The sequence below is a fragment of the Nocardioides sp. Root190 genome, assembly GCF_001428565.1.
Lineage (GTDB): Bacteria > Actinomycetota > Actinomycetes > Propionibacteriales > Nocardioidaceae > Nocardioides.
In genome coordinates, this window is the sequence record NZ_LMIA01000001.1 from 346,591 (window position 1) to 369,337 (window position 22,747).

A 22,747-nucleotide genomic window follows, 5' to 3' on the forward strand; every position below is an offset into this window, starting at 1 on the left:
ATGCGCTCGGGAACCGAACTGGTCCCCGCCATCGACGAAGGCACCACCCAGACCGCCAAGGAGTTCACCTCCGACCAGGAGGTCCGCTGGTGCCCCGGCTGCGGCGACTACGCCGTCCTCAAGGCCGTCCAGTCCTTCCTGCCCGACCTCGGACTGCGCCGCGAGAACATCGTCTTCGTCTCCGGCATCGGCTGCTCCAGCCGCTTCCCGTACTACCTCGACACCTACGGCATGCACTCCATCCACGGACGCGCGCCCTCCATCGCCACCGGCATCGCCACCGCCCGCGAAGACCTCTCCGTCTGGGTCGTCACCGGCGACGGCGACGCACTCTCCATCGGCGGCAACCACCTCATCCACGCCCTGCGCCGCAACGTCAACATGACGATCCTGCTCTTCAACAACCGCATCTACGGCCTCACCAAGGGCCAGTACTCCCCCACCAGCGAAGTCGGCAAGGTCACCAAGACCAGCCCCCTCGGCTCCCTGGACCACCCCTTCAACCCGGTCTCCCTCGCCCTCGGCGCCGAAGCCAGCTTCGTGGCACGCACCGTGGACTCCGACCGCAAGCACCTCACCGAGGTCCTCGCCGCAGCCGCCGCCCACCGCGGCACCTCCTTCGTCGAGATCTACCAGAACTGCCCGATCTTCAACGACAACGCCTTCGACGCCATCAAGGGCATGGGCGAGCACAAGGGCAACAAGGAACACGCCGTCATCCCGCTGGTCCACGGCCAACCCATCACCTTCGGCCCCCGCGACGAGGAGACGGGACTGGGAGACAAGGCCATCGTCCGCGCCACCGGCGGCGGAGTCGAGGTCATCGCGACCGCCGACGTCGACATCGAGCAGGTCCTCGTCCACGACGCCCACCACCCCGACGCCTCCACCGCCTTCGCGATCAGCCGCCTCACCGACCTCGGCTACCTCTCCCGCAGCCCCATCGGCATCTTCCGCCAGGTCGAACGACCCACCTACGACGACCTCGCCCGCAACCAGGTCGACCACGCCGTCGAGGCCGCGTCCACCAACGGCACCCCCACCGAACGTCTCACCGCCCTCATCAACGCCGGCGACACCTGGACCATCGACTGAAGCGACGTCCCGTCAGCGGTTGCTGACGCCTCGGCACGGACGACTACTGTCGGGCCGTGACCGAGGCGCGACGGGGTTTCCTGCTGGGGGTCACTGCCTACGCGCTGTGGGGCGCCTTCCCGCTCTACTGGCCGCTGCTCGAGCCCAGCGGTCCGGTCGAGATCCTGGCCCACCGCATCGTGTGGTCCGTCGTGGTGATGGGCATTCTCGTGGTGCTGCTGCGCCGGTTCGGCGCGATCCGCGAGGTCCTGGCCGACCGTCGCCGCACGATGCTCCTCGTCGTCGCGGCCGTCACGATCACCTTCAACTGGGGCGCCTACATCTACGGCGTCAACAACGGCAGGGTGGTCGAGACCTCTCTCGGCTACTTCATCAACCCGCTCGTGACGGTGCTGATGGGTGTGTTCGTCCTCGGCGAGCGACTGCGACGGGCCCAGTGGTGGGCCCTGGCGATCGGCTTCCTGGCGGTCGTGGTGCTCAGCATCGACTACGGCCGGCCGCCAGCGGTCGCCCTCATCCTCGCGTTCTCCTTCGGCACCTACGGCCTGGCGAAGAAGTCCGCGGGCGTCGGCGCCGTCGAGAGCCTGACCATCGAGACCGCAGTGCTCGCCCCAGTGGCGCTGGGCTACCTGGTCTGGCTGGGCCTGGTCAGCCAGACCAGCCACTTCACCGCCGAGGGCACCGGCCACGTCGCCCTGGTCGTGGCCAGCGGCATCGTGACCGCGATCCCCCTGCTGTGCTTCGGGGCCGCGGCGACGCGGGTCTCGATGACCACCCTCGGACTGCTCCAGTACCTCGCACCCGTCCTGCAGTTCCTGCTCGGCATCACCGTGCTCGGCGAGAGCATGCCCCCCGGCCGCTGGGTCGGCTTCACGCTGGTCTGGCTCGCGCTCGCGATCTTCACCTTCGAGGCCCTCCGGCACCGCCGTCGCTGCCTCGCCCTGGTGGCCGAGGCGTCGGCCGTGTGACCCACGAAGTGCGTCGTACTCTCCCGCGAAGTGCGTGGTTTTCTCCTCCGAGGTGCGCGGAAAGTCCCGATGGCCAGCCGGGCGTCGTACGACGTACGGCGCTCGCGAGCTCACCGCGGGAAGCATCCTCGACACCTCGGAGGAGAAAACCACGCACTTCGGCGGAGAAAGGGGCGCACTTCGCGGGCCATCCCGGCCGCGGGCGGGCAGAGCCTCGCGCGGCAGCGACGGGGTGCTCGTCGCTGCCGCACGAGGCGACGGGGGCCGCGACGGTGGCCGCGGGTGGGGGCGCGGGTCAGGCGGAGCGTTCCAGCCGGCCGAACACGCTGCGGTGGAACACCAGCGGCTTGCCGGCGTCCTCCTCGGCGCCGTGCTCGACGGCGTGGACCTGCAGGAGCACGATGACGTGGTCGCCGGCCTCGACCTCGCGGTAGAGCGAGCAGTCGAAGCGGACCAGGCCCTCGTCGAGGGTGACGGCGCCGTCATCGCTGACCGACACCTCGACGCCCTCGAAGCGGCTCTCGACCGGGCCGGAGAGCTGGCGACAGACCGTGCCGTGGTGGTCGGCCAGCACCGTCACGCCGAAGTGGCGGGCGCGGCGCAGGTCCGGCCAGGTCTTGGAGGTGTGCGCGACGGACACGGAGACGAGCGGCGGGTCGAGGCTGACCGAGGTGAACGAGCTGGCGGCCAGACCGACCTGGATGCCGTCCACCTCTGCGGCAAGCGCGACCACCCCGGTCGGGAACGCTCCGAACGCCTGTCGCAGCGCGACAGGGTCGAGGTCCTGGTTGGTGGTCATGGTGCTCATGCCGTCAAAGTTAACTGACTTGGTCGACATAAACGAGGGGTGGCTGGCTCGGTTCCGCCGAACCCGTGCAAGGCACCGCCAACCAACGTGCTGACGGGCCGGTCGAGCCCAGGACAGGAGGCGTGGGCCGTTCTGCCTCAGGTGGAGCGGTCCGCGACGATGTCGGCGAACGCCTCGAGGGCGGTGCGCACGGAGCTGTGCGGCAGCACCTCGAGGAGCTTCTTGGCCTCCTGCGCCCGCGCCAGGACGTAGGCCTTCGCCTCGCCCATCGCCGGGTGCTTGCGCAGCAGGTCGAGGGCCTCGGCGTGCAGCTCGGCATCGCCCGCGAGGTCGGAGCGCTCCGGGTCCAGGAGCTCCTGCAGGCGGGCGTCATCGGGGTCAGTGGAGGCCCGGGCGATGAGCACCGGCAGCGTCGGAACGCCCTCCTTGAGGTCGGTGCCCGGGGTCTTGCCGGACTCGTCGCTCTCGGAGGCGATGTCGAGGATGTCGTCGGAGAGCTGGAAGGCCGTGCCGACGAGCTCGCCGTACTCGGTCAGAGCGGTGACGATCTCCGCAGAGGCACCGGAGAACAGCGCGCCGTAGCGGGCGGAGGTCGCGATGAGCGAGCCCGTCTTGCCGGCCACGACCTCGAGGTGGTGCGCCAGCGCGTCCTCGCCGGGACCAGGCGTCACGGTCTCCAGGATCTGACCCTCGACGAGCCGGGTGAACGTCTCCGCCTGGATGCGTACGGCGTCCGGGCCCAGCTGCGAGGTCAGCTCGGAGGACTTCGCGAAGAGCCAGTCGCCGGTGAGGATCGCGACCAGGTTGTCGTAGCGCGCGTTCGCGGAGTCCTCGCCGCGTCGCAGGGCGGCCTCGTCCATGACGTCGTCGTGGTAGAGCGAGCCCACGTGGGTGATCTCCACGACGCTGGCCGCGGTGAGCACCTCGTCGGCGTCCGGACGGGGACCGGCCTCGGCGGCGAGCAGCACGAGCAGCGGACGGAAGCGCTTGCCACCGGCGGCGAGCAGGTGGCGCGCCGCCTCCGTGACGTACGGCGCCCGGCTGGATGCGTGAGTGAACAGGGCCTCTTCCACGAGTGCCATCCGGGCGCGCAGACGCTCCGCGAGGGCTTCGTCGAGGATCGGGAGGGCCAGTTCGGCCGGACTTGCAGCTGGGCTCACCTGATGAAGTCTCCCGTACTGGTCACCAGATCGAGAACCGGGCCCGGCACGACACCCAGGACCAGGGTGGCGGCGAGGCACACGACGACCGTGCCGCTGGTGAGCAGCGAGGGCCTGGTGACCGAGGCGAAGCCGTCCGCGTGGTCCGGGGTGAAGAACATCAACCGGATGTGGCGGACGTAGAAGGTGATCGCGATGATGCTGCAGGCGATCGCGACCAGCACGATCGGCCAGGCACCGGCCGACATCGCAGACGTGAACACCGCCCACTTGCCGATGAACCCGGCGGTCAGCGGGATGCCGGCCATCGACAGCAGGAAGAACGCAAAGGCTCCCGCGACCAGCGGCGAGCGGCGACCCAGTCCGGCCCAGCGGTCGTAATTGGTCGCCTCGCCTCCGCCGTCGCGCACCATCGTGACGATGGCGAAGGCTCCGATCATCGCGAAACCGTAGGTCGTCAGGTAGAACAGCACGCCCTCGAGCGAGGTGTACTGGCCCGAGGCCAGTTCGTCGGCACCCTGCACACCCAGCACGCCCACCAGCAGGAAGCCGGTGTGGGCGACCGAGGAGTAGGCCAGCATCCGCTTGACGTCGCTCTGTACGACGGCCAGCGCAGCACCCAGCACCATGGACGCGATCGCGACGACCCACAGCATCGGGACCCAGCTCCACCGCTCCCCGCCGAAGGCGACGTAGAGCAGGCGCAGCAGTGCACCGAAGGCGGCGACCTTGGTGCCGGCCGCCATGAAGGCAGTGACCGCGGTGGGGGCACCCTGGTAGACGTCGGGCGTCCAGGCCTGGAAGGGCGCGGCGCCGACCTTGAAGAGCAGACCGACGGCGAGCAGCGCGATGCCGGCCAGGAGGAGGCCGTGGTTGGCGCCACCGGCCCGCACGGCCTCGTTGATGCCCGCGAAGGTGACCGAGCCGGCGTAGCCGTAGACCAGCGCGGCGCCGTACAGGAAGAAGCCGGAGGCGAAGGCCCCGAGCAGGAAGTACTTCATCGCCGCTTCCTGGCTGAGCAGGCGGCGACGACGCGCCAGTCCGCAGAGCAGGTAGAGCGGGAGCGAGAGCACCTCGAGCGCGACGAACATGGTGAGCAGGTCGCCGGAGGCCGGGAACATCAACATGCCGCCGACGGCGAAGAGCATCAGCGGGTAGACCTCGGTGTGCTCCAGACCGCGGGTCGAGGCATCACGCTCGGTGTCGGTGCCCGGCAGGGCGGCGGCCTGTCCGGTGAACGCGGACACGCCTCCCTCCAGCTGGCGCTCGGCGAAGAGCGCGACACCGGCGAGGGCGAAGACCAGCACCAGGCCCCAGAGGTAGACCGTCGGGCCGTCCACCACGATGCTGCCCTCGGCGCCGACCAGGCCGCGGCCGTCGGATCCCGCGACGCCGGCGTGCTCGTCGAGGTTGACGCCGACGACCACGGTCGAGACGAGCGCGCCGACCAGGACGGCGAAGGAGAGGCCGATCTGCGGCAGGCGGCGCTGGCCGCGCGGGAGCAGGGCCTCGACCAGGACGCCGAGGCAGGCGCCGCCGAGGACGATGAGGAGCGGCAGGAGCTCGACGTACTCGAGCTCGGGCTTCATGAAGCTCATCAGTGGGCCGCCTCTCCGTCGTGCTCCAGATCGACGTCAGCCGGGTCGACCGTCGGCGCGTCGTCCTGGACTCCGACCTGCTCGAGCAGGTCGCCGACCATCGGGTTGCTGACATCGGTCAGCGGGGCGGGGTAGAAGCCGAAGAACACCAGTGCCGCGACGAGCGGAGCAACGGCGGCGATCTCGCGCAGCCCCAGGTCCGGGGTCGACTCGACCTCGGGAGGCGTCGGTCCTGTCATCGTGCGCTGGTACATCCACAGCACGTAGATCGCCGACAGCACCACCGCGGTGATCGCGATCGCTCCGACGTACCACGCGTAGTTGAAGGCAGCCAGCAGCACGAGGAACTCGCTCACGAAGGGCGAGAGTCCCGGCAGGCCGAGGGTCGCGAGTCCGGCAACGAGGAAAAGCCCGGCCAGGACAGGTGCAACCTTCTCGACGCCGCCCATCTCGCTGATCAGCGAGGTGCCGCGGCGGTCGTAGAGGTAGCCGGCGACGAGGAACAACGCCGCCGTGCCGAGTCCGTGGTTGACCATGTAGAGGATCGAGCCGGTCGCGCCCTGGGTGCTCATGGTGAAGATGCCGAGCGTGATCAGGCCGAAGTGGCTGAGCGAGGTCAGACCGATCAGGCGGAACACGTCGTCCTGGCCGATCGCGATCAGCGCGCCGTAGACGACCGAGATCAGCGCGAGGGTGACGACCAGCGGGGTCGCCCACTGCGAGGCCTCGGGGAAGATGCCCAGGCAGAACCGCAGCATCCCGAACGTGCCGATCTTGTCGAGGATGCAGACCAGCAGCACCCCGGTGCCCGGGGTCGCCTTCTCGGTGGTGTCCGCGAGCCACGTGTGGACGGGGAACAGCGGCGCCTTGATCGCGAACGCGATGAAGAAGCCGGCGAACAGCCAGCGGCCGGCGTCGGTGCCGATGTCGAGCTTCTCGAGGTCCGAGAGGAGGTAGGACGGCGCACCCTGCTGGGCCGAGACGACGTACAGACCGATGACGGAGGCGAGCAGGATCAACCCGCCCGCGAGCTGGAACATCAGGAACTTCAGGGCAGCCGCGCTGCGGCCCTCCCGACCGAAGCCACCGACGAGGAAGTAGGCCGGGATCAGCGTGGCCTCGAAGACGACGTAGAACAGGAAGACGTCGGTCGCGCAGAACACCGCGAGCGACAGGCCCTCCAGCGCCAGGGTCCAGGCGACGAACGCCTTGGCGCCGGCGCCGTCCGGGTCGTCGGACTTGAACCACTCCGCTCCGAGCACGAGCGGCACCAGGAGCACGGTCAGCAGCACCATCAGCAGGCCGAGACCGTCCAGGCCCAGGGCGTAGTGCACCCCGAACGCCTCGATCCACACGTGCTCCTCGGTGAGCTGGCGCCCACCGTCGAGGTCGTACGACGCCGCGGCGACCACGCCGACGACGAGGGTCGCCAGCGCGACACCGAGACCGACCTTCTTGCTGAGCGTGCGCGGCAGGAAGGCCACCGCGAGGGCTCCGGCGATCGGGAGCCAGATCAGGACTGAGAGAGTCACAGGTTCACCGCCACCAGGGTCAGGACGAGGATCACGGCGCCACCGAGGATGCCGAGAGCGTAGGAGCGGACGTAACCGTTCTGCAGGCGACGCAGCAGCTCGCCGGTGCCGGCGACGACCGTCGAGCCACCCGTGAACAGTCCGTCGACGAGCGTGCGGTCGGCCGAGGTCAGCGCCGTCACGGTCGCCTTGCCCGGCGCGACCACGAGGGTGTCGTTGATCGTGTCGCCGTACAGGTCGGCACGGGCCGCCTTCGTCGCGAAGCTCACGTCGGAGGGCGCCTCACGGGGCACGTCCTGCTTGCCCACGAGGAACCAGGCGAGTGCGACACCGACAGCGACCACCGCGATCGTGATGAGGGTGATCACGATGACCGGGACGGGCGGCTCGTGGTGCTCGGCGTGACCGACCACCGGGCTGAGCCACTCGACGATCCAGTCGCCGGCGAGCATCAGGCCACCGAGTGCGGAGAGTGCGGCCAGCACGATGAGCGGGATGGTCATGACCTTGGGGCTCTCGTGCGGGTGCACGTCCTTGGCCCACCGCTTCTGGGTGAACCAGGTCATCAGCATCATCCGCGTCATGTAGAAGCCCGTGATGCCGGCACCGAGCAGTGCGCAGACACCGACGACGGGGTTCTCGATCAGCGCGGTCTCGATGATCTTGTCCTTCGACCAGAATCCCGAGAACGGCGGGAAGCCGATGATCGCGAGGAAGCCGATCGCGAAGGTCAGGAAGGTGATGGGCAGCGCCTTGTTGAGCGCGCCGTAGTGGCGCATGTCGACGTCGTCGTCCATGGCGTGCATGACCGATCCGGCACCGAGGAACATGTTGGCCTTGAAGAAGCCGTGCGCCAGCAGGTGGAAGATCGCGAAGGCGTAGCCCGCGACGCCGAGACCGGCGCCGAGCATCATGTAGCCGATCTGGCTCATCGTCGAGCCGGCCAGGCCCTTCTTGATGTCGTCCTTGGCGCAACCGATGATCGCGCCCCACAGGAGCGTCACGGTCGCCACGATGACCACAGCGGTCTGCGCGGTCGGCGCGAGCTCGAAGATGAAGTTGGAGCGCACGACGAGGTAGACGCCGGCCGTGACCATGGTCGCGGCGTGGATGAGTGCGGAGACGGGGGTCGGCCCCTCCATGGCGTCGAGCAGCCAGGCCTGCAGCGGCACCTGGGCGGACTTGCCGCAGGCGCCCACCAGCAGGAGGACACCGATCCAGTTGAGCGTCGTCTCCGAGGCGCCGGAGCTCAGGGCGCTGATGCCGCTGAAGCTGGTCGTACCGAAGGTGACGAAGAGCAGGAAGATCGCCAGGCCCAGGCCCATGTCGCCGACCCGGTTGATGACGAACGCCTTCTTGGCGGCGGCCGCGGCCGACGGCTTGTGCTGCCAGAAGCCGATGAGGAGGTACGACGCGAGGCCGACGCCCTCCCAGCCGAGGAAGAGTCCGACGTAGTTCTCGGACAGGATCAGCATCAGCATCGCCGCGACGAACAGGTTGAGGTAGGCGAAGAACCGCGAGCGGCGCACGTCGTGGGCCATGTAGCCCACGGAGTACAGGTGGATGAGCGCACCGACACCGGTGATCAGCAGCAGGAAGAGCGCCGAGAGCGGGTCGTAGAGCAGGTCGAGCCCGACGTCGAGCCGACCGGCCTCGATCCAGGTCCACAGGTGCCGCGCGACCTGGCGCTCGCCCTCCTCACGCCCCAGCAGGGTGAGGAACGAGATCAGGCTGAGCACGAACGAGCCCGTGATCGTGGCCAGGCCGAGCCAGTGGCCCCAGGCGTGGCTGCGGCGGTTGCCGACGAGCAGGAGCACGGCGGCACCGAGCAGCGGCAGCGCGATGATCAGCCAGAGCAGGCTGAAGACACCGTCGGCCTCGGTCGGGGCGACCACGGGGATGTGGGTCTCGCTCGACGAGAGCGCGAGCGTGGAGAGAAGATTCATCGCCGTCCTCAGAACTTCAGCAGGCTGGCGTCATCGACCGAGGCCGAGCGACGGGTCCGGAAGATGGTCATGATGATCGCGAGTCCGACCACGACCTCGGCCGCGGCCACCACCATCACGAAGAAGGCGGCGACCTGACCGTCGAGGTTGCCGTGCTGGTGGGCGAAGGCCACGAAGGCGAGGTTGCAGGCGTTGAGCATCAGCTCGACGCACATGAACACGACGATCGCGTTGCGCCGCGTGAGCACACCGATCGAACCGATCGTGAAGAGGATGGCTGACAGGACGACGTACTCAGTCATCGGTGGCCTCCACGTCGGTGTCGGTCGAGCTGCCGGCGTCGGTCGACTCGGTCGAGGCCGCAGCGTCGGACGTGCCGGCGACCTCGGGGCGCCTGGTCGGCTCGACGCCGAGCTGGGCCGTGATCGCGTCGATGTCGCTCAGGCCGGTCGATCGCATGGTGCCCCTGGCCGCGAGGACGCGGGAGACCGATGCAGGGGCCGGACTGCCGTCGGGCAGGAGCGCCGGGGTGTCCACGGCGTTGTGCCGGGCGTAGACGCCGGGGGCGGGCAGCGGGCCGAGGTGCGCGCCCGTCTCGCCGTAGGCGCGGACCCGCTCGGCGGCGAGGTCGGCCTGGGTCTGGCGCGGAGTGAGCCGCTCGCGGTGGGCCAGCACCATCGCGCCGACCGCAGCGGTGATCAGCAGGGCGCTGGTGGCCTCGAAGATGAAGACGTAGCGGGAGAAGAGCAGGTTGGCGAGTGCCTGGACGTTGCCGCCCTGGTTGGCTCCCCCGTCACCGTCCAGACCGACGGCACTGCCGAAGCTCAGCTGGGTCAGGCCCACGATGATCACGACCGCGAAGGCCACGCCGGTGAACCAGGCCAGCGCACGCTGTCCCTTGATGGTCTCGACCACCGAGTCGGAGGCGTCGACGCCGACGAGCATCAGCACGAAGAGGAACAACATCAGGATCGCGCCGGTGTAGACGATGATCTGGACCACGAAGAGGAAGGGCGCCTCGAGGACGGCGTACAGGACCGCGAGGCTGATCATGACCACGGCGAGCAGCAGCGCGGCGTGGACGGCCTTGCGGACGAACAGGATGCCCAGCGCGGCCAGCACCATGATCGGCGCGAGGACCCAGAAGGCGGTCACGACTGCGTCTCCTTGAACTCTCCGCGGTAGTAGTCCTCGTCGCTGCCGAGCAGCTGCGCGTGCGGCGGCTGCTCCATGCCGGGCAGCAGCGGAGCGAGCAGGTCGGACTTCTCGTAGATCAGGCTGGCGCGGTTGTCGTCGGCCAGCTCGTACTCGTTGGTCATCGTCAGCGCCCGGGTCGGGCAGGCCTCGATGCAGAGCCCGCACAGGATGCAGCGCAGGTAGTTGATCTGGTAGACGCTGCCGTAGCGCTCGCCCGCGGAGAAGCGGCCGGACTGACCGTCAGGACCGACGGTGTCGTCGTTCTGCGAACCCTCGACGTAGATCGCGTCCGCCGGGCAGGCCCAGGCGCACAGCTCGCAACCGACGCACTTCTCCAGGCCGTCGGGCCAGCGGTTGAGCTGGTGACGTCCATGGAAGCGGGGCGCGGTCGGCAGCTTCTCCTTCGGGTACTGCTCAGTGACGACCTTGCGGAACATCGTCCGGAAGGTCACTCCGAACCCTGCGACGGGGTCCCAGAGCTGCTCCTTGAGCGAAGGGCCCTTGGCCCCCGCGTCACGTGGCTGTTCAGCCATTGCTCACCCCTGTGTCGGTGCGGACGGCGTCCACCGGTTCGGTGGGGACCGCGGTGTGATCGGTGCGGAAGGTCAGCGGCTCGGCTGCGCCGCGGACCGCGCCCCCGGTCGGCATCTGTGGAACCGGGTAGCCACCCGGCCGCGGTGCGTGGACGACTGCGGGAGCGTCCTGCTGCTTCTCGGGCACCAGGAACGTCAGCAGCAGCACGACCAGCACGACGCCGATCGCGATCATCCAGAACTGCGGGTTGCCGGTGAAGCCGTCGTCGAAGGCACCCTCGTTGCGGGCGACCCGCATCGTGGCGACCGCGACGATCCAGACCAGGGCGATCGGGATGAGCCGCTTCCAGCCGAACGCCATGAACTGGTCGTAGCGCAGGCGGGGCAGCGATCCACGCAGCCAGATGAAGATGAAGATGAAGAAGAAGACCTTGCCGAAGAACCACAGCACCGGCCAGTAGCCCTCGTTGGCGCCCGCCCAGACCTCGTCGATCCAGAAGGGTGCGTGCCAGCCCCCGAGGAAGAGCGTGGTGGCCAGGGCCGAGACGGTCGCCATGTTGATGTACTCGGCGAGGAAGAACAGCGCGAACTTGAGGCTGGAGTACTCCGTGTGGAAGCCGCCGACCAGCTCACCCTCGGCCTCGGGGAGGTCGAAGGGGGCGCGGTTGGTCTCGCCGACCATCGCGATCGCGTAGATGACGAACGACGGCAGGAGGATCAGGCCGAACCAGAGGTCGTCCTGTGCAGCGACGATCTCGCTGGTGGACATCGAGCCGGCGTACATGAAGACCGCCACCAGGGCCAGGCCCATGGCGACCTCGTAGGAGATCATCTGCGCGCTCGAGCGCAGGCCGCCGAGCAGGGAGTACGTCGAGCCGCTGGACCAGCCACCGAGGACGATGCCGTAGATCCCGATCGAGGCGATCGCCATCGCGAAGAGAACCGCGACGGGCATGTCGGTCAGCTGCAGCGGGGTCCGCTCGCCGAAGAGGGTGACCTCGGGGCCGAACGGGATGACGCTGAACGTCACGAACGCCGGGACCACGCAGATGACCGGCGCCAGGACGAAGACCACCTTGTCGGCGGCCTTCGGGATCAGGTCCTCCTTGAAGGCCAGCTTGACGCCGTCGGCCAGTGACTGGAGGAGCCCAAACGGGCCGTTCACGTTGGGGCCGATGCGGTGCTGCATCCGGGCGACGACGCGACGCTCGAACCAGATGTTGAACAACGTCAGCAGGACCAGCACCAGGAAGACCAGCAGGGTCTTCACCAGGACGATCCACCAGACGTCGTTCCCGAACGCCGAAAGTGTGGTGTTCACTGCGGGGTCCCCGATCGATTGGTCGCGGAGGAGCGAAGCGGGGGAGCGAGGAATCGAGTGGGGTGCATCATCCGTGCACCCCTTCCGCACCGCTGATGGTGACCGTTGTCCCCGCCGAGGCGAGATCGGCCAGGACGCCGTTGCCCACGGAGTTCGAGGGGACCCACACGACGCCCTCGACGAGGTCGTCGGCGATCTCGGCCGGCAGGGTCACCGAGCCGCGATCACCGGTGAGGGTGATCGTCGGGCCGTGCGCGTCGTACAGCGCGGGGGTGACGAGCGCGACCGGCGTACGCGCGGTGGCCTTGAGGTACTTGTCGCCGTCCTGCATCGAGCCGTTGTCGAGGAGCTGCTTCCAGGTGGCCAGTCGCAACGCGCTCCCCTCGGTCGCGGGGCCCACTTGCGCTCGCACCTCGACCAGCGGGGTCCGGGCGCCGTCCCACGGACCCAGCTGCGCCATCTCGGTGCGGGCCTCCTCGACGGTGCGGAAGCCGAGCGGGCTGCCCTGGCCGAGGCCGGCGAGCTCGGCGGCGATACCGGAGAGAGCGCGCAGCTCGGGCAACGAGGCGGGGTTGCGCAGCGCGGCCTCCCAGGGCCGCACCCGCCCCTCCCAGTTGACGAAGGTGCCGGACTTGTCGCTGGTCGGGGCGACGGGGAAGACGACGTCGGCGAGGTCGGTGACCTCGGTACGGCGGACGTCGAAGGCCACCACGAAGGACGCGGCGGCGAGGGCGGCACGGGTGGCTGCCGGGTCGGAGGTGTCGTCGGGGTCGATCCCGCCGACCACCAGACCACCGAGCTCACCGGCGCCCAGCGCGGCCACGATCGCGTCGGCGTCACGGCCGGGCGTCTCGGGAAGCGCGGGGACGCCCCAGGCCGTGGCGACGTCGACGCGGGCGCCGGCATCGGCGACCGGACGGCCGCCGGGGAGCAGGGTCGGCAGGCAGCCGGCCTCGAGCGCTCCGCGGTCGCCAGCGCGACGCGGGATCCATGCGAGCCGGGCACCCGAGGAGGAGGCCGCGGCTGCGGCGGCACTCAGCGCACCGGGCACCGTCGCGAGCCGCTCACCGACGAGCAGGACGCTCGTGGCATCGAGCTCGCCGGCCAGGGCAGCCAGGGCAGCCGGCTCCTCGCCCGGAGCCGTCGGGACCAGGCGCCCCGACATCTTGGCCAGGCCCCGTGTGGTGAACGGCGCGAGGGCGATGACCTCGGTGCCACCGGCGAGGAACGACTTGCGCAGGCGCAGGAAGACGGCGCCCGCCTCGTCCTCCGGCTCCAGGCCCACGAGGACGACCTTCGTCGCCGACTCCAGGTCGGCGTACGTCACGCCACCGCCCTCGGGTCCGGTGAGGACCACGTGGGCGCCGAGGAAGCCGGTCTCCTCCTCCGAGAGGGGACGGGCACGGAAGTCGATGTCGTTGGTGCCGAGCGCGACCCGGGCGAACTTGGCGTAGGCGTAGGCGTCCTCGACGCTCACCCGGCCACCGGTCAGGACGCCGACACCACCGGCGGCGCGGGCGGCCGCGAGGCCGCGGGCCGCGACGGTGAAGGCCTCGGGCCACGACGCCGGGCGGAGCGAGCCGTCGTCGTCGCGGACCTGCGGGTAGGTGAGCCGGTCGTCGCCCTGCGCGTAGGAGAAGGCGAACCGGTCCTTGTCGGTGATCCACTCCTCGTTGACCAGCGGGTCGTTGCCGGACTGGCGACGCATCACCGCGCCGCGGCGGTGGTCGACGCGGATGGCCGAACCGCAGGCGTCGTGCTCGGCGACACCCGGCGTGGAGACGAGGTCGAAGGGCCGGGAGCGGAACCGGTACTGCTCGGAGGTCAGCGCACCCACCGGGCAGATCTGGATGACGTTGCCGGAGAAGTAGGAGAGGAAGGGCGCGTCCTGGGCGATGCCGATCTGCTGGTGCGCGCCACGCTCGAGGAGCTCGATGAACGGGTCACCGGCGATCTCGTCGGCGAACCGCGTGCAGCGCTGGCACACGATGCAGCGCTCGCGGTCCAGCAGGACGGTCGGCGAGAGGTTGATCGGCTTGGGGAAGGTGCGCTTCACACCGCGGTTGCGGTCGTCGGAGAAGCGCGAGGCGCCCTGGCCGTTCGACATGGCCTGGTTCTGCAGGGGGCACTCGCCGCCCTTGTCGCAGACCGGGCAGTCGAGCGGGTGGTTGATCAGCAGCAGCTCCATGACGCCCTGCTGGGCCTTGTCGGCGACCTGGCTGGTGACCTGGGTGCTGACGACCATGCCCTCGGCGACCGGGAGCGTGCACGACGCCTGCGGCTTCGGGAAGCCGCGGCCGTTGCCGGCGTCGGGGACGTCGACCAGGCACTGGCGGCAGGCACCGACAGGTGCGAGCAGCGGGTGGTCGCAGAAGCGTGGGACCTGGACGCCGATCTGCTCGGCGGCCCGGATCACGAGGGTGTCCTTCGGGACACTGACCTGGACACCGTCGATGGTGACCGTGACGAGATCGGACTTCTCGACCTGACCGGCGCTGGCCTGCTGCACGCTCATGCCGTGACCTCCTGTCCGGACCACGCGGTCGACCGGGTGGCATCGAAGGGGCACCCGCCATGGCTGAGGTGGGCGAGGTACTCGTCGCGGAAGTGCGCGATCGAGCTGGAGATCGGGCTGGTCGCACCGTCGCCGAGCGCGCAGAAGGAGCGGCCCAGGATGTTGTCGCACTGGTCGAGCAGCTGGTCGAGGTCGGCCTCGGTGCCCTGGCCGTTCTCGAGGCGGGTCAGCGCCTGCACCAGCCACCACGTGCCCTCACGGCACGGCGTGCACTTGCCGCAGGACTCGTGCTTGTAGAACTCGGTCCAGCGCAGGACGGCACGCACGACGCAGACCGTCTCGTCGAAGATTTGCAGGGCGCGGGTCCCGAGCATGGAGCCCACGGCGCCGACGCCCTCGAAGTCGAGGGGTACGTCGAGGTGCTCGGCCGTCAGCAGCGGCGTGCTGGAGCCACCGGGGGTCCAGAACTTCAGCTGGTGACCCTTGCGGATGCCGCCGGCGAGCTCGAGCAGCTCGCGTAGGGTGATGCCCAGCGGTGCTTCGTACTGGCCGGGCGTCACGACGTGCCCGGACAGCGAGAAGATCCCGTGGCCCTTGGACTTCTCGGTGCCCATCGACGCGAACCAGGCCGCGCCGTGGCGCACGATGGCCGGCACCGAGGCGATGGACTCGACGTTGTTGATGACCGTCGGGCTGGCGTAGAGACCGGCGACGGCGGGGAACGGCGGGCGCAGGCGTGGCTGGCCGCGGCGGCCCTCGAGGCCCTCCAGGAGGGCCGTCTCCTCACCACAGATGTAGGCGCCGGCGCCGGCGTGGACGACGACGTCGAGGTCGTAGCCAGAGCCGTGGATGTCGGTGCCGAGGTGACCGGCGGCGTAGGCCTCCTCGACGGCTGCCTGCACCCGGCGGATGACGTGGACGACCTCGCCGCGGATGTAGATGAACGCCTTGTTGGCACGGATGGCGTAGGAGCTGAGGATCACGCCCTCGACGAGCACGTGCGGGTTGCCCATCATCAGCGGGATGTCCTTGCAGGTCCCGGGCTCCGACTCGTCGGCGTTGACGACGAGGTACTTCGGCTTGGGGTTGTCCTGCGGGATGAAGGACCACTTCATGCCGGTCGGGAACCCGGCGCCGCCGCGTCCGCGCAGGCCACTGTCCTTGACGGCGGTGATGACGTCGTCGGGGCTCATGGCGAAGGCGGTGTCGAGGGCGGCGTACCCGCCCAGGGCGGCGTAGGGCGCGAGCTTCCAGCCCTGCTCGACGTCCCAGGTCTCGGTGAGGACCGGAGTCAGCTGATCGGTCACTGGCCAGTCTCCTTCGCGGGAGCCTCGGACGGATCGGGGGCAGTCCAGCCGCGCTCGCGCGCGATCCGGAGGCCGGCCAGGCTTGCCTCGCCGGCCGTCGGGCCCTCGTCGGCGCGGCCGTCGGGGAAGCCGGCGAGCACACGCTCGGCCTCGCGCCAGGTGCAGAGCTTGGGGCCACGGGTCGAGCTGACCTCGTGACCCGAGCGCAGCGCCTCGACCACCTGGACGGCGGAGTCCGGGGTCTGGTTGTCCATGAACTCCCAGTTGACCATCATCACCGGGGCGAAGTCGCACGCCGCGTTGCACTCGATGTGCTCGAGGCTGACCGTCTTCGAGTCGCCCTGGCGCTGGACCGCGACCTCGTCGTTGCCGATGTCGAGGTGGTCCTTGAGCCGCTCGAAGATGGCGTCGCCACCCATCACGGCGCACAGCGTGTTGGTGCACACGCCGACGTGGTAGTCGCCGACGCCGTGGCGCTTGTACATCGTGTAGAACGTCGCGACACCGCTGACCTCGGCCGGGCTGATGTCGAGGATCGCGGCACAGGCCTCGATCCCCTCCGGCGTGATCCGGCCCTGGACCGACTGCACGAGGTGCAGCATCGGCAGCAGGCCCGAGCGGGGCTCGGGGTAGCGGGCGGCGATCTCGCGCAGCTCGTCGAGTGTCTTGTCGAGGATCGGGGGGGTGCTCATGCCGGGGTCACCGATCGGTTGTTCGTGGAGGAGCGAAGCGGGGGAACGGAGAATCGAGTGGGGTGGTTCATCGGTCGACTCCTCCCATGACGGGATCGATGCTGGCAATCGCCACGATGACGTCGGCGATCTGGCCGCCCTCGCTCATCACGGCCATGGCCTGGAGGTTGTTGAACGAGGGATCGCGGAAGTGCGCCCGGAACGGCCGGGTCCCGCCGTCGGAGACGACGTGCGCCCCCAGCTCGCCGCGCGGCGACTCGACCGGCACGTAGGCCTGGCCGGCCGGCACCCGGAAACCCTCGGTGACGAGCTTGAAGTGGTGGATCAGCGCTTCCATCGACTCACCCATGATGTGGCGGATGTGATCGAGGCTGTTGCCCATGCCGTCACTGCCGATGGAGAGCTGGCTGGGCCAGGCGATCTTCTTGTCGGCGACCATGACCGGCGCGCCCTCGAGCTTGGCCAGGCGGTCGGCGGCCTGCTCGATGATGCGCAGCGATTCCCACATCTCGTTGAGGCGCACCCGGAAGCGGCCGTAGGAGTCGGCGGTGTCCCAGGTCTGTACGTCGAAGTCGTAGGTCTCGTAGCCGCTGTAGGGCTGGGCCTTGCGCAGGTCGAAGCCGTAGCCGGTGCTGCGCAGGACCGGGCCGGTGAGGCCGAGCGCCATGCATCCCTCGAGGTCGAGGTGACCGACGTTCTCCAGGCGGGCCTTGAAGATCGGGTTGGCGTTGCAGAGGGCGGCGTACTCCGGCAGCCGCTTCTTCATCAGCGCGACGAAGGAGCGGATGTCGTCCAGGGCGCCCGGGGGCAGGTCCTGGGCGACGCCGCCGGGCCGGATGAACGCGTGGTTCATCCGCAGGCCCGTGATCAGCTCGAACAGGTCCAGGACCAGCTCGCGCTCCCGGAAGCCGATGGTCATCACGGTGAGGGCGCCGATCTCCATGCCACCGGTGGCGATGCAGACCAGGTGCGAGGAGATGCGGTTGAGCTCCATCAGCAGGACCCGCATGACCTGGGCCTTCTCGGGGACAGCGTTGTCGGTGCCGTCCTCGATGCCCAGGAGCCGCTCGACGCCCAGGACGTAGGTCATCTCGTTGTAGAACGGCGAGAGGTAGTCCATCCGGGTGCAGAACGTGACGCCCTGAACCCAGGAGCGGTACTCCATGTTCTTCTCGATGCCGGTGTGGAGGTAGCCGATGCCGCAGCGGGCCTCGGTGACCGTCTCGCCCTCGATCTCGAGGATCAGGCGGAGCACGCCGTGCGTCGAGGGGTGCTGCGGTCCCATGTTGACCACGACCCGCTCGGCGGCGTCGCCCTCGAGGCCGGCGCCGATCTCGCTCCAGTCCTGGCCCGAGACGGTGAAGACCTTGCCCTCCGAGGTCTCGGACGGGTCGGCGTAGAAGTCGGTGGCCATCAGTTGTAGCTCCTCCGCTGGTCGGGCGGTGGGACGGAGGCACCCTTGTACTCCACCGGGATGCCCCCGAGGGGGTAGTCCTTGCGCTGTGGGTGTCCCGGCCAGTCGTCGGGCATCAGGATCCGGGTGAGGGCGGGGTGGCCGTCGAAGACGATCCCGAACATGTCCCACGCCTCCCGCTCGTGCCAGTCGGCGGCGGGGTAGGTCCGCACCAGGGACGGCAGGTGCGGGTCGGCGTCGGGGACGCTGGTCTCCACCCGGATGCGGCGGTTCCACGTGTACGACGCCAGGTGGTAGACCGCGTGCAGCTCACGACCGGCGTCGCCGGGGTAGTGCACGCCGTTGACGCCGGAGAGGAACTCGAAGCGCAGGGCCGGGTCGTCGCGCAGCAGCGACGCCGCGGCGAGGAGGTGGTCGCGGTGGACGTGGAAGGTGATCTCACCGCGGTGGATGACCACGCGCTCGATGAGGGCGTCCAGCTTGTCGGCGACCGTGTCGAACCAGCCACCGTAGGGACGCTGCGCGATGCCGGGCAGGACGACGGGGGCGACGAGACCGCCGTACCCGCTCGTGTCGCCACTGCCCGCGACACCGAACATGCCGCGGCGCTCGCCGACGGCACGCAGCTCGAGGGCGGGCTCGCCGAGTGCCTCGGGGGCGTTCTCGGGCGACTTCTCGGTCGCGGGCTGCTCGACGGCCTTGGCGGGCCCCTCGGGCTTGTCCGACGTCGCGTCGCTCACCGGAGCATCCCCTTCATGTCACCGGTCGGCAGGGCGACCAGACCCTCGGCCTCCATCTCGCGGATCTGCGCGAGGCGGTTGGCACCGAGCGGGGTGTTCTGCACCTTGTCGTGCAGCTTGAGGATCGCGTCGATCAGCATCTCCGGCCGCGGGGGGCAGCCCGGGAGGTACATGTCGACGGGAACGACGTGGTCCACACCCTGGACGACCGCGTAGTTGTTGAACATGCCGCCGCTGCTGGCGCACACGCCCATGGCGAGCACCCACTTGGGCTCGGCCATCTGGTCGTAGATCTGGCGCAGGACGGGAGCCATCTTCTGGCTGACCCGGCCGGCGACGATCATCAGGTCCGCCTGGCGCGGGCTGGCCCGGAAGACCTCCATGCCGAAGCGCGCGAGGTCGTACTTCGGGCCGCCCGAGGTCATCATCTCGATGGCGCAGCAGGCGAGGCCGAAGGTCGCAGGCCAGAAGCTGGCCTTGCGCATGTAGCCCGCCAGGCCCTCGACGGTGCTGAGCAGGACTCCCTCAGGGAGTTTTTCCTCGATACCCATGGGTCAGTCCCAATCCAATCCGCCGCGGCGCCAGACGTAGGCGTAGGCGACGAAGACAGTGGCGATGAACAGGACCATCTCGATCAACCCGAACCAGGCCATGTTGTCCAGCTGCATGGCCCACGGGTAGAGGAAGATGATCTCGATGTCGAAGACGATGAAGAGCATCGCGGTGATGTAGTACTTCACCGGGAAGCGACCGCTGAGCGCCTGCGGAGTGGGCTCGATGCCGCACTCGTAGGAGTCCATCTTCGCGCGGTTGTAGCGCTTGGGCCCCACCATCGTGCTCATCGCGACCGATCCGACCGCGAACAACGCGGCGAGAGCGGCCAGCACCAGGACCGGCGTGTAGAGCTCCATCGAGCCTCCCTCTCGTGACCTTGTGAACAGAATCACTAGTGGCGTGGAGCACATCTTGCCACCGCCAGGAGGCCCCCCGACAGGGGGGTGGCAAAACACCCGGAAAACAGTGAAACCCCGCCTGACCTGCGCATTTAGCGCATGAGAGGGTTGCGAAAATAAGTGGTCAGGCCGCCCGGGTGAGGTGCGCCAACCAGGCGTCCGGGACGAGCACTCGTGGGAAGAACATCGTCTGGCGGCTGACGCGGTCCTTCGCCACCAGCAGCACCGGCCCCACGTGATGGCGCCCGATTCGATCCCAAGGCAACTCCATGGCGCCCGAAACGGTACGCATGACGTACATCTCTGGCCTCGCCTCGGCCGAGGCGGTTCCGTCAACCGGAAACGACGCGCCGATCATCCGGCGCACGGAGCGCCGGGCCGTGACCCACGAGACGACGCCCACGATCAGACAGGGTTCGCGGGGCTGGCAGTTTCACCGCCTAACTCACGAAACTGCCCCTGGGCACACGGAGTTTCATGCGCCCAGGGGCAGTTTCACCACCTAGGCGGTGAAACTGCCGCCCGCCACCCCGCCCGAGGCGAGGCCACGGGGATCAGGCGGTGGCGCGGTGCAGCGCGACGATCCCGCCGGACAGGTTGCGCCACTCGGCGCCCGTCCAGCCGGCGTCGCCGATCATCGCGGCCAGACCGGCCTGATCGGGCCAGGCGCGGATCGACTCGGCGAGGTAGACGTAGGCGTCCGGAGCCGAGGAGACGGCCGTGGCGACCGGCGGCAGGGCCTTCATGAGGTACTCGAGGTAGACGGTGCGCCACGGCGCCCAGGTCGGGTGGCTGAACTCGCACACGACCAGGCGACCACCGGGCTTGGTGACCCGGCGCATCTCGGCCAGCCCGGCCACGGGGTCGACGATGTTGCGCAGGCCGAAGGAGATCGTCACCGCGTCGAAGGTGTCGTCCCGGAACGGAAGCTGTGTGCCGTCGCCCGCGGTGAACGGCAGGTGCGGCAGCTGCTGCTTGCCCACGCGGAGCATCCCGATCGAGAAGTCGCACGGAACGACCGTGGCCCCGGCGTGGCGGAACGGCTGGCTGGAGGTGCCCGTGCCGGCCGCGAGGTCGAGCACCATGTCGCCGTACGACGGGTCGACGGAGTCCAGCACCTCCTTGCGCCAGCGCCGGTCCTGCCCGAACGAGAGGATGTCGTTGGTCAGGTCGTACCGCCGGGCGACGGTGTCGAACATCCGTCGTACCTCGGCGGGCTGCTTGTCGAGCTCTGCGCGGGCCACCGTCGCAGCCTATCGGCGCAAAATCGTTCGCAACCAACTGGCGTCCTGTGGCGTCTACCTGAGTATGAACACCAAGGCTCGGGTTGCCCGTCGACTCACCCTCATCACCGTCGTTGCCGCTGTCTGCTCCGTGCTGTCGTACGGCGTGGGCTGGGCCGTTCGCGGCGACAGCCTCCCCTGGGAGGACTCACCGCGAGCGGCGGGTGCACCCCTGGACGACGGGTCGGACGCGATGCCGCAGGGCGGGGCGGACCCCGCTCCCGCCGAGGACCCCGAGCCGAGCGACGAGCCGAGCCAGCAGCCGAGCCAGCAGCCGAGCGAGGAGCCGTCGGAGACGGCGGACCCGGCTCCCACCGAGGACCCGGGCCCGCCGCCCGCCGGTCCGGCCCTCCTCTCCCCCGGCGACACCGGTGCCGAGGTCCGCGACCTGCAGGCGCGGCTGAAGCAGATCGACTGGTTCACCGGCGACGTCACCGACACCTACGGCGAGCTGACCACCGAGGCGGTGCGCGGCTTCCAGACCAAGCGTGGCTTCGAGCCGACCGGCGAGGTGGACCGCCGTACCCGCGACCGGTTGCACGCGATGACCCGCGTGCCGACCAGGGCCGAGCTCACCAACCAGCCCCCGCCGGGCGCTGGTGGCAACGCCGCCGGACCGCTGGACGCACGCTGCACCACGGGTCGCGTGCTGTGCGTGGACAAGTCGAGCCGGACCCTGCGCTGGGTGGTCGACGGCAAGGTGCGCAAGACGGTCGACGTCCGCTTCGGATCAGCCGAGCTGCCGACCCGCGAAGGCGTCTTCTCGATCGAGCGCAAGAACCGCGACCACGTGTCGAGCCTCTATCACACGCCCATGCCGTTCGCGATGTTCTTCTCGGGCGGGCAGGCGGTGCACTACTCCCCCGACTTCGCGGCGAACGGCTACAACGGCGCCTCGCACGGGTGCGTGAACGTGCGTGACCGCGCGGCCGTGGCGTGGCTCTACGACCAGGTCGCAGTGGGCGACCGGGTGGTCGTCTACTGGAGCTGACCGGGGCGCTCAGCCAGCGGTGGAATCGAGCACGAGGTCGAGGTAGTACGTCGCCTCGTCCGGCGTCAACCCGCTGCTGTAGAGGTCGTAGGTCAGGCCGTCGCGCTCGGCGCGGCACTCGACCTGGTAGCTCGCGCCGGTCGGCTCGGCTCCGGTCGGGGCACCGGTGGTCGGGTCGACCGGGTCGGACCAGATCAGCGAGCAGTTGTGGCCGCCGATCTCCTTGAGCTCGTAGTGGGTGCCCTGCTGGTCGATCTGGAACGGACCGCTCGGGATGACCAGGCCGGCATCGCCGGCAACGACGGTCACCGCGAACTGGGCCGGACGGGTCTGCTGGTCGGTGGCAGTCGTCGCGGGGACGTCGAGGTAGCTGCGGAGCGCCACGTCGCCGTACAGGCCACGGAGACGCTCGGTTGCCTCCGCCTCGCTCTTGGTGGCCTGGTCCGCGAAGGCCTCCATCTGCGAGATCTCCTCGGCCGTCTTGGCGCCACCGAGCTCGGGCGTCACCGCGGACAACGCGACGAAGCGGTCGTCGAGCTTGTCGGGCAGGGTCGGCAGGTCCGCGCTGGCACTGGCGTCGGAGTCCTCGACGATCTCCGGCAGGCCGACACCGAACCCGACGGCACCGGCGAGCAGGACGACACCGGCGGCGGCACCGGTCAGGGAGGAGCGTGCGATCGGCATCGGACCATCA

At 69.4% G+C, this 22,747-nt stretch carries 22 protein-coding genes; 3 read left to right on the plus strand and 19 right to left on the minus strand.

Annotation, left to right across the window (positions count from 1 at the left end; genetic code table 11):
* The gene (locus tag ASE01_RS01640) at positions 1-1,095 is read left to right on the plus strand and encodes a 2-oxoacid:ferredoxin oxidoreductase subunit beta (RefSeq protein WP_200958740.1); all 1,095 of its coding nucleotides are present in this window, start codon (positions 1-3) and stop codon (positions 1,093-1,095) included.
* 56 nt (positions 1,096-1,151) lie between these two features.
* Entirely contained in the window at positions 1,152-2,063 is a 912-nt protein-coding gene (gene rarD / locus ASE01_RS01645) for an EamA family transporter RarD (protein ID WP_082605714.1), read from the plus strand.
* A gap of 295 nt (positions 2,064-2,358) precedes the next feature.
* Here the strand turns inward: rarD and ASE01_RS01650 are convergent, their stop codons facing one another.
* From ASE01_RS01650 to ASE01_RS01735, 18 genes are all read right to left on the minus strand, one after another.
* Positions 2,359-2,871, minus strand: a complete 513-nt coding sequence (locus ASE01_RS01650; RefSeq protein WP_056748141.1) for a flavin reductase family protein — start codon at positions 2,869-2,871, stop codon at positions 2,359-2,361.
* Between the two features lie 137 nt (positions 2,872-3,008).
* Positions 3,009-4,031: a polyprenyl synthetase family protein gene (locus ASE01_RS01655; protein WP_056748143.1), complete on the minus strand. Its 1,023-nt coding sequence runs from the start codon at positions 4,029-4,031 to the stop codon at positions 3,009-3,011.
* On the minus strand, positions 4,028-5,629 hold the full coding sequence (nuoN, locus tag ASE01_RS01660; protein WP_056748145.1) for an NADH-quinone oxidoreductase subunit NuoN: 1,602 nt from the start codon (positions 5,627-5,629) through the stop codon (positions 4,028-4,030). Before nuoN ends, ASE01_RS01655 begins: the two co-directional genes overlap by 4 nt.
* Complete coding sequence (locus ASE01_RS01665; RefSeq protein ID WP_056748147.1) at positions 5,629-7,161, minus strand: NADH-quinone oxidoreductase subunit M; 1,533 nt, start codon at positions 7,159-7,161, stop codon at positions 5,629-5,631. Before ASE01_RS01665 ends, nuoN begins: the two co-directional genes overlap by 1 nt.
* The gene (gene nuoL, locus ASE01_RS01670; protein ID WP_082605715.1) at positions 7,158-9,107 is read right to left on the minus strand and encodes an NADH-quinone oxidoreductase subunit L; all 1,950 of its coding nucleotides are present in this window, start codon (positions 9,105-9,107) and stop codon (positions 7,158-7,160) included. Before nuoL ends, ASE01_RS01665 begins: the two co-directional genes overlap by 4 nt.
* Before the next feature lie 8 nt (positions 9,108-9,115).
* Positions 9,116-9,409: an NADH-quinone oxidoreductase subunit NuoK gene (gene nuoK, locus ASE01_RS01675; protein WP_028657193.1), complete on the minus strand. Its 294-nt coding sequence runs from the start codon at positions 9,407-9,409 to the stop codon at positions 9,116-9,118.
* Positions 9,402-10,262 (minus strand): NADH-quinone oxidoreductase subunit J, encoded by an 861-nt coding sequence (locus ASE01_RS01680; RefSeq protein ID WP_082605716.1) that lies wholly within the window; start codon positions 10,260-10,262, stop codon positions 9,402-9,404. Before ASE01_RS01680 ends, nuoK begins: the two co-directional genes overlap by 8 nt.
* Complete coding sequence (nuoI, locus tag ASE01_RS01685; protein WP_056748149.1) at positions 10,259-10,837, minus strand: NADH-quinone oxidoreductase subunit NuoI; 579 nt, start codon at positions 10,835-10,837, stop codon at positions 10,259-10,261. Before nuoI ends, ASE01_RS01680 begins: the two co-directional genes overlap by 4 nt.
* Positions 10,830-12,158: an NADH-quinone oxidoreductase subunit NuoH gene (gene nuoH / locus ASE01_RS01690; RefSeq protein ID WP_235535825.1), complete on the minus strand. Its 1,329-nt coding sequence runs from the start codon at positions 12,156-12,158 to the stop codon at positions 10,830-10,832. Before nuoH ends, nuoI begins: the two co-directional genes overlap by 8 nt.
* 67 nt (positions 12,159-12,225) lie before the next feature.
* Positions 12,226-14,673 carry an NADH-quinone oxidoreductase subunit G gene (locus tag ASE01_RS01695; RefSeq protein WP_056748152.1) on the minus strand — a complete coding sequence of 816 codons (2,448 nt, stop codon included), beginning with the start codon at positions 14,671-14,673 and terminating at the stop codon, positions 12,226-12,228.
* A complete protein-coding gene (gene nuoF / locus ASE01_RS01700; protein WP_056748154.1) occupies positions 14,670-15,980 on the minus strand; it encodes an NADH-quinone oxidoreductase subunit NuoF in 1,311 nt (436 codons plus the stop codon). The genes ASE01_RS01695 and nuoF overlap by 4 nt, the downstream gene beginning before the upstream one ends.
* Positions 15,977-16,672, minus strand: coding sequence for an NADH-quinone oxidoreductase subunit NuoE (nuoE, locus tag ASE01_RS01705; RefSeq protein WP_056748164.1), 696 nt, complete (start codon positions 16,670-16,672; stop codon positions 15,977-15,979). The genes nuoF and nuoE overlap by 4 nt, the downstream gene beginning before the upstream one ends.
* Positions 16,673-16,739: 67 nt before the next feature.
* A complete protein-coding gene (locus tag ASE01_RS01710; protein ID WP_056748165.1) occupies positions 16,740-18,086 on the minus strand; it encodes an NADH-quinone oxidoreductase subunit D in 1,347 nt (448 codons plus the stop codon).
* On the minus strand, positions 18,086-18,826 hold the full coding sequence (locus ASE01_RS01715) for an NADH-quinone oxidoreductase subunit C (RefSeq protein WP_056748167.1): 741 nt from the start codon (positions 18,824-18,826) through the stop codon (positions 18,086-18,088). The genes ASE01_RS01710 and ASE01_RS01715 overlap by 1 nt, the downstream gene beginning before the upstream one ends.
* Positions 18,823-19,377, minus strand: coding sequence for a NuoB/complex I 20 kDa subunit family protein (locus ASE01_RS01720; protein WP_056748170.1), 555 nt, complete (start codon positions 19,375-19,377; stop codon positions 18,823-18,825). The genes ASE01_RS01715 and ASE01_RS01720 overlap by 4 nt, the downstream gene beginning before the upstream one ends.
* A 3-nt stretch (positions 19,378-19,380) precedes the next feature.
* The gene (locus tag ASE01_RS01725; protein ID WP_056748172.1) at positions 19,381-19,737 is read right to left on the minus strand and encodes an NADH-quinone oxidoreductase subunit A; all 357 of its coding nucleotides are present in this window, start codon (positions 19,735-19,737) and stop codon (positions 19,381-19,383) included.
* A gap of 166 nt (positions 19,738-19,903) precedes the next feature.
* On the minus strand, positions 19,904-20,182 hold the full coding sequence (locus tag ASE01_RS01730; protein WP_056748174.1) for a hypothetical protein: 279 nt from the start codon (positions 20,180-20,182) through the stop codon (positions 19,904-19,906).
* Between the two features lie 151 nt (positions 20,183-20,333).
* The gene (locus tag ASE01_RS01735) at positions 20,334-21,023 is read right to left on the minus strand and encodes a demethylmenaquinone methyltransferase (RefSeq protein WP_056748175.1); all 690 of its coding nucleotides are present in this window, start codon (positions 21,021-21,023) and stop codon (positions 20,334-20,336) included.
* Between the two features lie 64 nt (positions 21,024-21,087).
* On the opposite strand from ASE01_RS01735, the gene ASE01_RS01740 reads away from it, so the two are divergent.
* A complete protein-coding gene (locus ASE01_RS01740) occupies positions 21,088-22,053 on the plus strand; it encodes a L,D-transpeptidase family protein (protein WP_056748177.1) in 966 nt (321 codons plus the stop codon).
* Between the two features lie 9 nt (positions 22,054-22,062).
* Here ASE01_RS01740 and ASE01_RS01745 read toward each other — a convergent pair whose 3' ends face one another.
* Positions 22,063-22,737: a hypothetical protein gene (locus ASE01_RS01745; RefSeq protein WP_056748180.1), complete on the minus strand. Its 675-nt coding sequence runs from the start codon at positions 22,735-22,737 to the stop codon at positions 22,063-22,065.
* Between the last annotated feature and the right edge of the window lie 10 nt (positions 22,738-22,747).

Excerpts from the sequence above, each read along its gene's own strand:
- ASE01_RS01640 (WP_200958740.1), top strand. The coding sequence starts at position 1 with ATGCGCTCGGGAACCGAACTGGTCCCCGCCATCGACGAAGGCACCACC.
- ASE01_RS01650 (WP_056748141.1), bottom strand. The coding sequence starts at position 2,871 with ATGAGCACCATGACCACCAACCAGGACCTCGACCCTGTCGCGCTGCGA.
- nuoN (WP_056748145.1), bottom strand. The coding sequence starts at position 5,629 with ATGAGCTTCATGAAGCCCGAGCTCGAGTACGTCGAGCTCCTGCCGCTC.
- nuoL (WP_082605715.1), bottom strand. The coding sequence starts at position 9,107 with ATGAATCTTCTCTCCACGCTCGCGCTCTCGTCGAGCGAGACCCACATC.
- nuoK (WP_028657193.1), bottom strand. The coding sequence starts at position 9,409 with ATGACTGAGTACGTCGTCCTGTCAGCCATCCTCTTCACGATCGGTTCG.
- nuoI (WP_056748149.1), bottom strand. The coding sequence starts at position 10,837 with ATGGCTGAACAGCCACGTGACGCGGGGGCCAAGGGCCCTTCGCTCAAG.
- ASE01_RS01695 (WP_056748152.1), bottom strand. The coding sequence starts at position 14,673 with ATGAGCGTGCAGCAGGCCAGCGCCGGTCAGGTCGAGAAGTCCGATCTC.
- nuoE (WP_056748164.1), bottom strand. The coding sequence starts at position 16,672 with ATGAGCACCCCCCCGATCCTCGACAAGACACTCGACGAGCTGCGCGAG.
- ASE01_RS01710 (WP_056748165.1), bottom strand. The coding sequence starts at position 18,086 with ATGGCCACCGACTTCTACGCCGACCCGTCCGAGACCTCGGAGGGCAAG.
- ASE01_RS01720 (WP_056748170.1), bottom strand. The coding sequence starts at position 19,377 with ATGGGTATCGAGGAAAAACTCCCTGAGGGAGTCCTGCTCAGCACCGTC.
- ASE01_RS01725 (WP_056748172.1), bottom strand. The coding sequence starts at position 19,737 with ATGGAGCTCTACACGCCGGTCCTGGTGCTGGCCGCTCTCGCCGCGTTG.
- ASE01_RS01740 (WP_056748177.1), top strand. The coding sequence starts at position 21,088 with ATGAACACCAAGGCTCGGGTTGCCCGTCGACTCACCCTCATCACCGTC.
- ASE01_RS01745 (WP_056748180.1), bottom strand. The coding sequence starts at position 22,737 with ATGCCGATCGCACGCTCCTCCCTGACCGGTGCCGCCGCCGGTGTCGTC.